Raw genomic sequence first — 14,106 nt, 5'->3', positions numbered from 1 at the left:
TGATGATGAAAGAACCTATCATGGCAGGCTGCGCAAAAAATTCAGCAGAGTTCCCGTTGCCTCACCTGGGTTAACAAGAAAACGCTGCATGGCCGCATCCTGTTCGCTGATCCATCTGGCGAGTTCCTCTCGGGAGTGAAGCGCCGCCACGGCTGTGCCGAGCTCCGTGAGATTGCATGCGGTCCTGGGAAAGACCGGTGTAGCCGGGGGGGAAGGCAGCGACAGCACCGGAACGCCCAGAAGCGCGGCTTCGAGCATGGCTGTGGACGCGGAGGAGAGTACGGCGTGGCTTTGCTCGACCGCATCGCGCAGTGTCTCTCCTTCGGGCCGAAGGCGAAGCCGCAAGGCTTGATAGCGTTTCCGATGTTCCGTCCGTTCCTGAGGATGTGGCCTGATGGAGAGCTCGACTCCTGGCAGCTGCGCGGCTGCCAGAAGGAGCTGGAAGAGCGTTTCCCGCTCGTTCTCGCGCATTGCCGGCGAGTGCATCTGAGAGAGAAAGAGAAGGCGTACAGGCGCATCTGCAGCGACGGCATTGCAGGAGCGCCGTGCGGCCGATAGGTGATCCAGGCGAGGAGCTCCGATGGCGTGAAAGAGAGTTGTGCTCCCAGGGCTTCCCCGGCCAAGAGCTTCGGAGTGGAACTTCCCCCATGTGACATAGTGGCTGGCGGAGACCGGCAGGTACTCCGGCGCTATAAGGCCGTGCTGCAAGGTGATGTCGGTTATGCCGGCATCGCGAGCGACCGCCCCCGCCAGGTAGCTGAGCGTAGTGAAGTCATTATGCGTGAGCACAACGGACGGCTCACATCGGCGTATTGCCCTGACCAGGCGCTCGCGATAAGCAAAAGCTCGCGCGAGCAAGGTAAAGACGACGAACCTTGCGTTGCGCAACAGCTCTCGAAGGCTGCCGTTCGCCGCCTGTTCGATCTGCGGCGTCCATTTCCGGGCAAAGGCGAGAGCTCCGCGGGATTCGAGGGCGGATAGTCCTCTGTCAATGGAGGCACAGGGGGCTCCATAGGACAGAGCCTCTGCCGACCGAACATCCCACACGGGTGCATTCATGATGATGGCTGCATCTGCGCCATAAGCTTGCACGACTGGCCGAATGCTGCCGAATCCAGGTTCAGCGGCATAGTCGCAAACCGCGAGCAATCGAGCAGCATGCAATGTATCGAGGCCAGTACCTTTTTTTGTCATCCGGCGCAGTACCTGGATCGGCCAGGCAAGATTTTTGGCGCGAAAGCGCATGGGCCATGCCGCTGCAAGAGCGAGGTGAAAGAAGAGTTCAGTACGAATCGCGAAGGCCAGATCGCCTTCGAAACGGCTAAGAGTGGTGTAGATTGCGGCCCATAGCTCGTCGCCTTCTATCGCTGTTGACGGTGCGTTGGTCATCCCCTGCCGTATACCTCGACGACGCGGCGGGCATTGGTCTTCCACGTATATTGCGCTTCCACCAGCCGGCGCGCCTGTTGTATCAGTGATTCCGGGTCGCTTTGAAGAATACGCAGAACGCACTCCGCGTAGGCTTGTTCATCATCGTATGCGAACAGTAGACCATTCTGGCCATGAGTGATTAGCTCCGGAATACCGCCGCTATTGGAAGCAATCACGGGTGTCCCGCTCGCCATTGCCTCCAGAAGCACGGTGGGCAGGCCTTCCTGAGCCGATGCCATGACGACCGCGCGTGCGGCCGCATAGGCCGTCCATAGCGTCTCATCAGGTGTGTTCAAAAGAAAGACGACCCGATCCGTGAGGTTTGCGGTTTTTACCTGCTCCTGCCAGGCGGCATAGGCTCCCGCATCCGGCCCGATGAAGACCAGCTTGAGCGATGCAGGCAGCCGCTTCAATGCGGCAATAAGGAAGTCACCGCGCTTTACGCGATCGAGTCTTCCGACGCACAGCAGGAAGTCGCCCCACTGCTCGCGGAATTCCCTGATGGCCTCCGCGGATACTGGAGGAGGCAAGCGGATAGCGTTCGGAATAATGTGAATGCCGTCGGGGCGGATGCCCGGTTGCCGCAGGGCATCCTTTTTTCCGATCTCCGTGAGGCAGATTACGGAGTCTGACCCCGCGAGCGCCATGCGCCCAAGAGTGCCATCGTAGAGGAACCGTTTGATGTGCCCAAAAAGATTCGTCGCCTCATAAAAGCAGTGTGGCGTTACGCAGGTACGAATCCCATTGCGGTGTGCGGTCATGATCGCCGCTGCCGAGAAGGGGTCTCGTACTCCGTGCGCATGTACGACATCAAAGTTGCCTTGCAGAATGGCCCTGATCATCGCAGGTATACCGAGTCTGTCCCGCATTTTGTAGATGTGTGCGGGATCCTGGGGAACGGGGCGGCTGGTTAGGACGGTAATCTCATGTCCCTGTTGCTGCAGCAGTGTCACAAGATTGTGCACATGCATCTCGACACCACCTCGCACCGGATAGACTGCCTGTGCGACCATCGCAATGCGTAACAACTTCATCCTGCCTCTTCACTGGTGGCGAGAGCGACGGCGTCAACTGGAACTCCCGCGGCCTGCAGGGTCTGCCGCAAACCTTCCTGCAGCGGAACGCCGGCGCCGATCTGAAGGGTCTCAGTCAGACGAGTGCGGTCAAGGCGGAGATGATTGCGTTCAACACGGCGCACACGTGCTGGAGCCGTCTGCACCGGCAGAGGGTAGCCCACGATCTCTTCAATCTCTTGCAGAATCTCCCGGATAGAATACTCAATACCTGAAGCGGCGTTGAAGACCTGGTACGTCTGTTCGCGTATGACCAGATTCAAGGCCGCCAGGACGCAGCGCGCCGCATCCTCGATATAGAGAAAGTCCCGATAGGTATCGATCCGGCCGAGCTCGAGAGTGCTGCCCGGGCGTACCTGCCGCACAATTTCGGGGATGACGTGGGGGTTGGTTTCACCGGGGCCATAAAGGTTGGCGAAGCGAAGAGATGCCGCGCCGAAATTTCCTTCCGCGGTGTAGTGCCGCACTACCTGTTCCCCCAGAACTTTGCTGAGGCCATAGACATCGGTGGGTTCAAATGGCTCATCTTCCACGTGCCAGCGATCATCGGGTCCATAAACGGCTCCCGATGATGCGAAGACGACTCCACGTACGCTGATGGTGCGGAGGCATGCAAGCATCACCGCCTGGGTGCCCTCAACATTGATCCGTAATGTGTGCTGTGGGCGGGCGTTACAGGCTGGAATGAAGTGCAATGCCGCCAGATGGATGACGCCTTCCGGCTGGAACTCGTGGAGCGTTCGTTCGAGCAGTTCCGTATTGACGATGTCTCCCCGCACAAAGGTCAAGCCGGTATGCGGTGAAGGCGGCTGGCATCCGCAGCTCAAGTCGTCATAGACAAGGACGGTATGGCCGGACTGGAGGAGGGATCGTGTGACTGCACTGCCAAGAAACCCCGCACCTCCGCTAACGAAGAACTTCACGCGTGAACTCCCGGTGTATGAGGATTGCCTTTCCCTGTGGTGGCTTGAAAACCGTAAGTTCGTACACGCCACAACAGAGCAATCAGACGCTGGGGTAGTAACGCTCGTGCTGTATTCCGAACAGTACGCAAGAGGGCCTGCTTCTGCAGGTTGCCGACTTTTCGCTGTATGGCGTCGCGGGTCAGTTTCACGTCAGGTGCGGAATAGCTGATCGTAACAGGATCTGCCGCCAGCCGGGCGATCGCCCGCAGGCTGTGAGTGAATGGTTCTGTCTGAAGCTGCTCTACCGTCAGCGGCTCGAACCCAGCGGTCCGAAGCAGCTGTGAAAGCGTATGTGCCGAGAACATGTACGGGTGCGCGACATGGATCATGCTGAGGCCGTGCCAGTTGCTTTCAATATCGGGTACCTCCAGGAACAAGAGCCCGCCGGACACCAGACGCGCGGCCATTGCCCGCAACATTCCAAGAGGGTCTAAGGCGTGTTCCAGGGTGTGAAACGCCGCGATATGTGTATACGCTCCCGAGGATTCGGTCTCAATTGTTCCCAAACGTACATCCAGTGCGCGCTGCCGGCAGAGGTTTACTTCTTCGGGAGCGAGATCGAGACCGCTGGCCCGCGCTGTTGTGAGCAGTTGGCGCATGGCAAAGAGAAAACTGCCATCACCGGCTCCTACTTCGAGCAGGTTAATCTCTCCATCGAGATAGGGAAGATAGGAACGAACGCGTGCTTCCCCGGTGGTCTGTGAGATGGAGCTTCCCGCAAAGGCAAGCCTGGAGGGATAGAGTTTGTGGTACAAGCCCTCATAAAACGCCTGATAGGCATCGGCTGTCGGTCTTGGATTCAGAAACAGCAGACCGCAGGAGTTGCAGATGACGGTCTTCAGGCCGAGGCCATGCTGGTCCTGATCAAGGATCTGCTCGTTCCTGCTTGATCCACAAAGGCCGCAAACGACCGTCTCACGCCGGGAGAGCAGTTGGGAGGCCGAGGTCATGAGCGATCCTTCCGTTCTTGGCCGATCTTTTCAAAGATGGGATAGGTCGAAGTGGGGAAGCGTGCCCGCAGGACATCGCGCCACAATAATGGCAATACGCGAGGGCACTCCAGGAGGTATCGTCGCCAGAGCCGCGAGGGCTCCAGTAAGAGACGCCAGAACCATTCCATGCCAATCTTCTGAAGCGGCACCGGGGCACGGCTTACACGGCCGGCCTCGACATCAAGAGTGCCTCCGATTGCGAGGGCGATGCGGCAGTGTAGCCGTGGCGCATACTTGGCAATCCAAGCTTCTTGTTTCGGGGAGCCGAGAGCGACGAAGAGGATGGCCGGGTGAGCTTCTTCGATGAGGCGCAATACGGCTTCATCATCATGAAAATATCCATTGCATTGACCGCTTAGTATGAGCGATGGATATTTCGTTTGCAGCGAAACTGCGGCCTCTTCCAGAACGGCCTGGGTCGCTCCGAGCAGGAAACATGGCAGTTTGCGCTCGGACGCTTTCTCGCAGAGGCTATGGAAAAGGTCGATGCCAGTCACGCGGGCCGGTAGAGGCTGGCCCATCAGGTGGGATGTCCAGATCAGAGGCATGCCGTCGGCAAAGATGGCATCGGCGGCCTGATAAGCACGGCGAAACGCTTCGTCCCGTTGTATCCGAACCGCATGATCGGCATTCGCGGTGAACACCGCAACACACTGGCCCGGACTTTCTGCTTCATGAATCAATGTAGCGGTTGCCGCTTTGTGGCTGATGCGGCAGATTGGAATATCGAAGATGGAAATCCGTTCTACGGTACGAAGCAAGGCAACATGCTCATCGGGGGACATCAGGTCCTATCCTCACTGGGCACAACACTATTCATTACAAAATTCTTCCAGGTACCACGCAGCCCGCCGGCGCTTTTCGTAAAGAACCTGAGTGTAAGGTACGCGATGCCGAGAATAATGCCGAAAAGTATTCCGGTCAACGCCCATTGTTTGCGCATCGGTCCTGACTTGCGATCAGGAACCACAGCTTGATCGACTGTCTGCAGCACCACTGCTTCATTCGCTTCGTCCAGCCGTGCGGCTTCGACCTGGCGCATCAATGCTTCGAGCAGCGCTTCATAATACTTCACCTCGCGCTGCTTGCGATAGAAGGCCAGACCGGCGCCGGGCAGATCTTTGATCCCGGTTCCCCCGGTAGCCTGAGCAACGCTCAACTGTGCCTGGAGCGCGGCGAGATCATGCTGTGCCTGCAGGACGTCGGGGTTATCGGGAGTGCGGAAATTCAACAGGTGTTGAATCTCTATCTGCTTCGTCGCAATGCGGGAACGCAGCTCCGCTTCTCCCGCAATCAGGACACGTACCTGCTGTTCAGGGGCTAACAGGTGCTTGTTCTCCTGTAGGAGCTGCAAGTCATGCTCGCTGTCGGCCAGGTTGTTGCCCGCCTTTGCTGCCTGTTTTTCGAAGAACACGCGGCGTTGTGAGGCGCCAGAGATTGCCATGCGGTCACAGAGCTTACTTAGCTCTTCGATATAGGCGTTCGCGATAGCGGCGGCCCGTTTCGGATCATGATCCTTAACGGTAATGGTGATTACGCCTTCTTTAGCGAGATCGATGACGGTATGATTCTCCAACTCGGAGATGGCCAACGATCGCAGTTTGCTGCGATAGACCTGCTGCAGCTGGAAATGGTCGACAATGGCATCGGCGATACTGCGGCTGCGCAGCAGAGCTGTGTAGAGAGCCCCAGGATTACGAAGCAGATCACGGGCTCCGGCCAGACTGGCTACATCTCCCAGCCGCCCGACCAATGCCGTCAGGGCCGGTTGGTTTTGCTGCGGCGGCAGAAGCGACGCGGTCGCGGTATAGGTGTTGTGGACAAAGAGCGAAATAACTGCCGTGAGGGCCCCGCAGATAAGCCCTGAAAGCAGGATCTGCCGTTTTTGCTGCAGCAGGTGCAGCAACAGACTACGCAGAGTATGTTTCGACGGTGAGGTTCTGGGGCGCGGGGAAGGATTGCTGTCCGAAACGACAATCCAACGGCGGCGCGGATTGGAAGCTTCTTCCGGATTGGCGCTTGTATGTGTAACCGTTTCGGGTTCTGCCGAATTCATAGAGGTGCGGAAATTATAAAGTGACTTTTCGGTGTGCAGAAAACGGAAGGCGCAGAGCATAGGCCAGCCGTTGCCGCGGAGTGAGGAGATGCCCCTGCTTATCTCCTATAGGAAGGGCCCGGCGCCAGAGTTCCCACAACCGGTATTGCAAGTCAGGTTTGAGTAGAAGTGCGTTCCACAACATGCCGATCTTTCCGCGAACGGTTGCTTCAGGATGAAGGAGGCCTCCATCCCGTGTCACGCTCCGGAGGCTTGCGGAGGTTAAAGAGTTCCCTATCCGGCTGGAAGACGGTTTGGGAAGGTCAGTCAGCAGCAGTGTGCTGATAAGTTCGTAGGTCTGTGAGACCGCACGGTTGACGCGATGCTTTGTGGCCAGCTCGAAAAGCTCCTGATGTTCCGCTGGCTCCATCCGGCGAAGGAGAGCGCCAGTGTCGGCAAGCCATTTCAAGCGGCCCCAGCGGTGCACGCTTCCATGCACACAAAGGTACAGCAGCTCTTCGAGCCTTGTGAGTGTAGGAATAGGGTGTGGCAGACCGGGAATCGTTACGCGGTCAGGCCGCAAGGAAAGCAGGTCCAGCATGTAGGGGCTCTCTACCAGACGTGTATGCAATTCAACGGCGATCTTTCGCTGGGGATGAACGTAGGTGACGTCTTTATAGGCTACAGCACGCCGCTTCCGGCCTTCAGGGGTAAGGCTTTGCCAGGCTGGAAATTTTGTTCGGTATCCCATCTCCAGCAAGATAGCTTCGACTGCAGGCGCTGCGTCAGGCGGAACAAGGACGTCGATATCTTTAAGGACACGCAACATGCCGTCCCCGTAGGCCCGTTGGGCCAGGCTTTGTCCTTTGAGGAAGAGGTGCGGAATACCTTCGGTCTGGAATCTCTCAACCAGGCACATGGTTTCGCCGGCATAAAGCAGGTTGCGCTGCGTATTGTGGAGTGACTTTGCCTGCAAAGAAGCGGCGAACTCCGAGCTCAAATGGTGTTGATGGGGGCGCAGAGCTCTCCATGCGACCGGTTCAATACCATGCTGCCGAAGCAGGTTTGCCAATTCCCTCTCGTCCCATGGCCTGTCTAGCAGGAAACTCAGGCGGTGGCGCACTTCTGTATCCTGAGGCCACGTGCAACAGGCAAGGGTAATCTGCAGCGGTATTGTCAACGCGGGAAGGATGTTGGCATCGCCGATCATGCAGAGGAGCCCTCGCGCGCGGGTAGAAGTGCACGCAGTCCATGTGGTACTTGACGAAAACCCCAAAACACCAGGATGACGCAAGATACCAGGCACCATATCCCTACTTTTGACTGGGTGGCGAGCCGGTGCAGGAGTACGGCGACGATACTCCACACCAACACTGTAGCTAGAGGGCCGGTGACGGGGGGCAGACGGAAGGTTCTGCGAAACAGGAGAAATAACGGTAAAAGACTTGCGAGTTGTCCCAGGGTGTAGCCGAGGGCTCCCGAAGCCGCGCCCCAGCGATGAGCCGTGAGCAGGATGGTTAAAGCAAGAACAATTGCCTGAATCAGCGGTACGAAGAGAAGGGCTTGCCGTGGATCCTTCGCCAGTAGAGCTCCGCTCATCACCGGCCACACGGTGGCAGCCAGAAGGTATCCCGGTACGGCAAGCAAGAGTAAGGGAGGGATATCGATCCACTTTGCGCCGAAGAGGGCGGGAATCAGCCAGGAGGAACCTCCGAGGACAACACATATGGGAGGGCCGAGTAACTGCGGCAAGATCCTCATCTTTTCAGCAACGTCGTTGTGAATGTGGTCCAGGTGCTCCATCCGTGCATAGGTTGAAAGGCTCAGGCGCAATAGCGCCGATGCGGCGAAGAAGAGATTTCCCAGAATGCTGAACGTCAGTTGCAGCAGCCCCAGGGCGCGTGGGCCGGCCAGAGGAGCAAGGATCAGGGGGGGCATTGCCATGGCGCCAACCGAGATGAGGCTGATACCCGACATCACCGTACCGAAATGTGTAATCTCCCGAAGGTGATGGAGGTCGGGCCAGGCGCCCACGGGAAACGGCTGCAACGCGAAGGCGAGTAATGCCGGCGCTATGCCGCGTAGCGCGAGTGCCGCCGCGAGTGCCTGCCAGACCGGCAGCAGATGAATAAGAAGTACTCCTGATAAGGCGAAGAGGGCGGTATCCAGTACTTCGATCGCAAGTACGCGCCGGTACGATAATCGCCGTTCGAGCATGGCGATCGAAGGAGCTCTCCATGCCGTCGCCCAGCAGGCCACGCCTCCTGCGAGCAGGAGCATGTAGATTCCGGGCACAGGATAGAAACGGGTGGCAAAAGGGCGAGAGAGGACGCACAGCAGCAGGACGAAAAGGCCGGCCAGATTGCAGAGAGCAAAGGTGCTGCGGATCTCAAATCTGGAGGGCTCTTCCGGCATGCGGATCAGATGCCCCGCGAGACCGCGGACCAGAACCTCCTGTGCCATCAGATAGAGGAATAGGGCTGCGGAAAAGGCGCCCCATAGTTGCGGCCCGGCGGCTCTTGTCAGCAGGATGGTGCCGAGGAGATTGAGTGCGATGGTGATTCCGTTGCGGGTCAGAAGCAGGGCCAAACCTTCAGCCGATCGCCTGCGCAGCTGGGCAATCCCATCACCGGATACCGAGGTCGTCGCCTGGTACGTTGGCATAAGTAAGAATGTTAGTCTACATTTCGATCACGTTTCCCCGCGCTGTTGTGTGAACATCTTTAGTTTTTTGAGGCGATTGTTGCATGCATTTCCGGTTTTGTTCCCGTGCGTTGCTTTGTGTTATCTCATTGTTGACGGTTCGTTTGGCAATCGCCCAGTCCGATTGTTCCGACCCAGCTTCGGCGGACAGCGCGGCGTGCATGGCGCGCAGCAATCCAAGTGGTAATGCCGGCGGCAATACGGGCGCGGGAGCAGCGAGCGTGCAGCGACCCTCGGTGTATGTGGACTCCGCGGGATTGCCACAGACGGACGAGCGTACTCCAGCGCGAAACCAGGATCCGCGAAACCAGGACCCGCGAAACCAGGATCCTCGGAACCAGGATCCTCGGAACCAGGATCTTCGAAACCTGGATCCGCGGAATCAGGATCGCAACCAGGACCAAATACAGGACCGATCCTTCGATCGCATTCCGAAGGGGACGTTGTTTCAGCGAGCATCCGATGGAACCGTGTTGTTTGCGGGGCAACCTTTGAGTGCGATGCAACAGATGGTGCGAGAGTCGACCGGAGAGCTGATTCCGGTATATGGGCGAGAGCTCTTCTATGGAGTTCCTTCCACCTTTGCACCTGGCCCGACTGCGCAGGTTACCGGCGACTATGTGATTGGCCCTGGGGACGAAATCCTTCTGCGGTTATGGGGAGCCGAGTCGCGGAATGAGCAGCTCACGGTCGACCGCGGCGGAAACATCTACGTTCCGCAATTTGGATCGGTACGGGTGGCGGGGCTCCGGTTCAGCGAACTACAGCAATTTCTTGAAAGCACGCTTCGGAAGAGCTTCCGCAACTTCTCGCTGTCTGTCGACCTCGGACATCTCCGTTCGATCTCTATTGTCGTTCTTGGAGACGCGGTACGGCCAGGAACATATACCGTCAGTGCCCTGAGCACACTGGTGGATGCGGTGATGGCGTCTGGCGGGCCATCGGTCCATGGTTCTCTGCGGAGTATCGAACTGCGGCGCGACGGTAAGACTGCCGCTATTTTTGACTTCTATGATCTTCTGCAGCGTGGAGATCGTCTTAAGGATCTTCGCCTTCTGCCCGGGGATATCATCTTCATCCCCACCGTCGGGCCACAGGTAGCGTTGGTGGGCGGTGTGGAGCGTCCTGCAATTTATGAGATCCGCGAGGGAGAGACGCTTTCGGCGGCAGTGGCATTGGCGGGTGGCTACTCCGCCGCGGCCGCGGGGGATGGGCGTGTCTCTTTGGAACGGGTGGAAAAGGGCAAAGGACGTACTACTACCGAGATCGCTGTGAACGATGTCGCGATGGCGAATCAGCCGTTGCGGAACGGCGATTTGCTGCGCGTCGGCGTTCTTCGCCACGAATACGACAACACCGTAACGCTGCGCGGAAACGTCGCAGAGCCCGGGCGCTTCGGATGGAAACCGGGCATGAGGCTCTCAGACATTCTTCCTGAGAAACCGGCGTTGCTTACACCGGGATATTGGGAACATCGCAATGAATTGGGTGTACCCATTCTCAGTTTTCAACGGCAATCAACCCCTGCGGCAACGGAGGCGGGCAGGGTGTCTTCCCAGCGCTCTACGAGCAACTCCCCTTCGCCTCTCGGGATCCAGACCGCAGATCCATCGGAGCGGCGTACTACAGTGACGATCGCGGCCCCGGAGATCAATTGGAACTACGCGGTAATTGAGCGTCTGAATCCTCAGACGTTGCATAGTGAACTGCTGCCGTTCAATTTAGGGAAGCTGGTTGACGAGCATGACGCAACTCAGAATCTACCTCTTCTACCGGGCGATGTGGTGACTATCTTTTCGCAGCTGGATGTGGTCGCCAGCCGGGAACAACAGACACGTTATATCCGGTTGGAAGGAGAGTTCGTCAGCTCCGGCGTTTATAGTGTGCAACCCAATGAGACACTGACCGATGTCATCAGGAGAGCGGGCGGCTTCACGCGGAGCGCTTATCTTTATGGCGCCTCTTTCACACGCGAATCGACGCGGATAATGCAACAGCAGCGGCTTGACGAATATCTGACATCGGTTGCCCTGGAGTTGGATCGCGCTTCGGCCCGTGAGCAGATGAAAGCAGCTTCTTCCGAAGAGGCGGGTCTCCGTTCCAGTGCGGTGGATGCGCAGAAAAACCAGATCGCGCGCTTGCAGGCGGTACATGCGACAGGACGGATCGTGCTTGGGCTGGAGCCGTCCGCATCGTTGCCCGATGATTTAGGAGCGGTTGAGCTGGAGAACGGAGATGTGCTGCGGGTCCCGTCGCGGCCGATGGTGGTGAACGTCGTCGGCGCGGTGTTTGCACAGACCTCGCTTCGCTATTCATCTTCATGGAAGCTCAGGGACTATCTGGAAGCCGCAGGCGATCTGCGCCCGGGTGCAGACCCGAAACATTCTTTTCTGATTCGAGCGGATGGCTCAGTTATCGGGCGTACGTCGGCGAAACGAAGGGAACACGCGTCTTTCGAAAAGCTGCCTATTTATCCCGGAGATACGATTGTGATTCCCGACAAACCGATCAAGATTTCGGGTTTCCGTACGGTCCTCGACTACTCACAACTTTTCTCGCAGTTCGCATTAGGCGCGGCGACAGTGAGTGTTCTGGCAAGCCGCTAGAGCATTCTCCCTGTAGTCCAAGGTATTCGTATCTGTGGGCGTTTTCCGCAATGAAAACGCCCTGCACTCCTCTTCCGGGATACCCAGTGAAAATGGTCCAAACAGTGTTGGAACAGGGGCGACAGTGCAGGCGCAGTTTTGGACGCCGGGCCGACTATGAGTTTGGGTTTTATCGTTGACCAACGTCTTCAGCAGGCGGCGCCGAATCCCTGTCGGAGCGGTAGAGGTACTAGTGTCCTGTCCCTGAAGTTCACGGCCTAAATCATTAAGAGTTTTTGCCGTCCGGAGCGTCGAAAAAGCAGGTCTTTCACTACGTTCAGGACGACAACATCTATGACAAGAACTTCTGAGACACCTCACTAGAAACGTTCGAGGGAAGCTCGAATTGGGTGGGAGCAGCGGGCTTTTAGCCCGCTGATTTGAGGCACAAAAATGAATGGCTTTAGCCTCCGGCTTTCGCTTATGGAATAAGAAAGCCTAGGGCTAAAGCCCAATTTTTTTAGGCCGCTGATCCGTGGGCTGAAGCCCACGGCTCCCACCGGATCGAGCTTGCGCTCGATACTTGGCTGTTCTCACGCCATGGCAGCTAGTGTCCTGTCCCTGAAGTTCACGGCATAAATCATTAAGGGTTTTTGCCGTCCGGAGCGTCGAAAAAGCAGGTCTTTCACTAAGTTCAGGACATTTATGACAAGAACTTCTGAGACACCACCCTAGGCATATACCTCCAATTCGGTCTCTGTGCTTTCTTCCACGAGAACGCTCTCCGGCTCGAATGAAATACGGTTCACGGTGCTCAGTGCGGCTCCAGCCAGAAAGAACATGTTTGCCATTGGAATCAGCGCAAAAAAAGAGGGTGAGAATACCGCGAAGATAAGTCGCGCAATCAGGGAGGTGCTGATGGCGAGGAACATACCCTTCCAGACAGGATCGTCGCAACGTCTCGCCGTCATCCAGAGCCAGCGGGAGAGCCCGATCAGGAAAGCGAGAAACACTACTAGCGTCGCGGCACCGCCTTGTGCAGCCAGTTCAAGGTATGAACTTTCCCCGATGTCGGTCAATTCATGTACTCCCAAGGAAGTGGCCCAGGCGCCGGTAGTTCCGACACCATGTCCGACCAACAGCGTGGATAGATCTTGAAGCCCCGTGGAAAGAAGGTTGAGATGCGCGATAGCACTCGACTCCTGAAAGGTGACGGTATCAACGATGAATTTAGTGACGGACGGATTAATCAGGATTGAGAGAAAAGCCAGAACACCAAGGGCGCGCAGGAAACGTGTCTCTCCGAGGGCGATGCAGAGCACCAGGATCGCAACGCAGGCTACTCCAATCGATTCGCGACCGATTGTCAGCAGCAAGGCAATCGCGATCAGGGTTGCGGCCCAGAGATAGTAAGGGATCCATTTCATCCTATCTGGATCCCGCTCCCGCCTCAGGCAAAGCATAATTGCGATTGCTGCTACCAAGGGGAAAACACAGGCGGTTCCCATGCCAAGAGGATCGGCATAAACGGAAAGTAGCCGCCGGAGACCGAAGTGAAAGAGATTCGAAGGCAAGCCATCCTGAACATTCAGGTTGCTGTCGAGCTTTTTCACGTCGAGGAGGTAGTCGCTTACGCCGATGGTTCTACTCCAGAATGAAAGTGGCAGCATGAACCGTTCGAAAATGCCAAAAACCGAAGCGGCTGCCAGCATCACGATCTGGAAGATGGCGATGGATTTCCATTGGGACCAGCGAAGCCGGGTGAAGCGTCCCCAGAGATAGAACATCACCAGCGCTGTCTGCGCGCGATAAGTGATCAGCCTGACTGGGAAAGGAACGTCGAGATGGAGCCAGTCGGGGACGAAAACATAGACTGCGAGAAGAGCCATGTAGCCGCAGGCGCAGGTGTCGATCCAATGCCACTTAAAATCTTTTCGGAAGACGCGGACGGATAGCAGCAGAATGGCGACGAACAGGATAGCGTCCTTTGCCGCCATCAGGACGTAGGTCTGTTCCAGGGAAAGCAGACCGGCGTGGTAGACATACGGCGCGACGATGTTCTGTAATGCGAGCCACGCAAAATATGTGCAGTACCACCACACAATCACAGTTGCCTTACCTCATTCCCGTCGTCATTAGAGCATTTTCCCTTTTGCTGGGTATTCCGGAAGGGGCGTGAAGCGGCATTTTCATTGCGGAAGACGCCCATGGATGCGGAAGCCCTACTCTACACCTAACAGGGAAAATGCTCTAGGTCACCCCGTATAAACGGAGAACAAAAACAGGGTATACAGGATTCCATGGATGCGTCACCCACGTGTG

General features: G+C 57.2%; 10 protein-coding genes. 1 reads left to right on the top strand and 9 read right to left on the bottom strand.

What is annotated here, in order from left to right; all coding sequences use genetic code 11:
- Positions 1–18 precede the first annotated feature (18 nt).
- The 8 genes from OHL21_RS10650 to OHL21_RS10615 all read right to left on the bottom strand — a co-directional run bounded on the left by OHL21_RS10650 (position 19) and on the right by OHL21_RS10615 (position 9,160).
- Positions 19–1,389: a glycosyltransferase family protein gene (locus OHL21_RS10650; RefSeq protein ID WP_263417253.1), complete on the bottom strand. Its 1,371-nt coding sequence runs from the start codon at positions 1,387–1,389 to the stop codon at positions 19–21.
- Positions 1,386–2,465: a glycosyltransferase family 4 protein gene (locus OHL21_RS10645; RefSeq protein WP_263417252.1), complete on the bottom strand. Its 1,080-nt coding sequence runs from the start codon at positions 2,463–2,465 to the stop codon at positions 1,386–1,388. Before OHL21_RS10645 ends, OHL21_RS10650 begins: the two co-directional genes overlap by 4 nt.
- Positions 2,462–3,427, bottom strand: a complete 966-nt coding sequence (locus OHL21_RS10640) for an NAD-dependent epimerase/dehydratase family protein (protein ID WP_263417251.1) — start codon at positions 3,425–3,427, stop codon at positions 2,462–2,464. Before OHL21_RS10640 ends, OHL21_RS10645 begins: the two co-directional genes overlap by 4 nt.
- A complete protein-coding gene (locus OHL21_RS10635) occupies positions 3,424–4,419 on the bottom strand; it encodes a class I SAM-dependent methyltransferase (RefSeq protein WP_263417250.1) in 996 nt (331 codons plus the stop codon). The genes OHL21_RS10640 and OHL21_RS10635 overlap by 4 nt, the downstream gene beginning before the upstream one ends.
- On the bottom strand, positions 4,416–5,246 hold the full coding sequence (locus tag OHL21_RS10630) for a WecB/TagA/CpsF family glycosyltransferase (protein WP_263417249.1): 831 nt from the start codon (positions 5,244–5,246) through the stop codon (positions 4,416–4,418). The genes OHL21_RS10635 and OHL21_RS10630 overlap by 4 nt, the downstream gene beginning before the upstream one ends.
- A complete protein-coding gene (locus OHL21_RS10625; protein ID WP_263417248.1) occupies positions 5,246–6,517 on the bottom strand; it encodes a GumC family protein in 1,272 nt (423 codons plus the stop codon). The genes OHL21_RS10630 and OHL21_RS10625 overlap by 1 nt, the downstream gene beginning before the upstream one ends.
- Positions 6,518–6,530: 13 nt before the next feature.
- On the bottom strand, positions 6,531–7,568 hold the full coding sequence (locus OHL21_RS10620) for a nucleotidyltransferase domain-containing protein (protein ID WP_263417247.1): 1,038 nt from the start codon (positions 7,566–7,568) through the stop codon (positions 6,531–6,533).
- Positions 7,569–7,702: 134 nt separating this feature from the next.
- Positions 7,703–9,160, bottom strand: a complete 1,458-nt coding sequence (locus OHL21_RS10615) for an oligosaccharide flippase family protein (RefSeq protein ID WP_263417246.1) — start codon at positions 9,158–9,160, stop codon at positions 7,703–7,705.
- Between the two features lie 200 nt (positions 9,161–9,360).
- Here OHL21_RS10615 and OHL21_RS10610 point away from each other — a divergent pair, with 200 nt between their 5' ends.
- Positions 9,361–11,805, top strand: a complete 2,445-nt coding sequence (locus tag OHL21_RS10610) for a polysaccharide biosynthesis/export family protein (RefSeq protein ID WP_263417245.1) — start codon at positions 9,361–9,363, stop codon at positions 11,803–11,805.
- A 710-nt stretch (positions 11,806–12,515) separates the two neighbouring features.
- Here OHL21_RS10610 and OHL21_RS10605 read toward each other — a convergent pair.
- A complete protein-coding gene (locus OHL21_RS10605) occupies positions 12,516–13,781 on the bottom strand; it encodes a hypothetical protein (protein ID WP_263417244.1) in 1,266 nt (421 codons plus the stop codon).
- Positions 13,782–14,106 lie beyond the last annotated feature (325 nt).

This window comes from Terriglobus albidus, assembly GCF_025685425.1.
Taxonomy (GTDB): domain Bacteria; phylum Acidobacteriota; class Terriglobia; order Terriglobales; family Acidobacteriaceae; genus Terriglobus; species Terriglobus albidus.
Note: the sequence above shows the minus strand (reverse complement) of the source record. Positions and strands in the feature narration are given on the sequence as shown.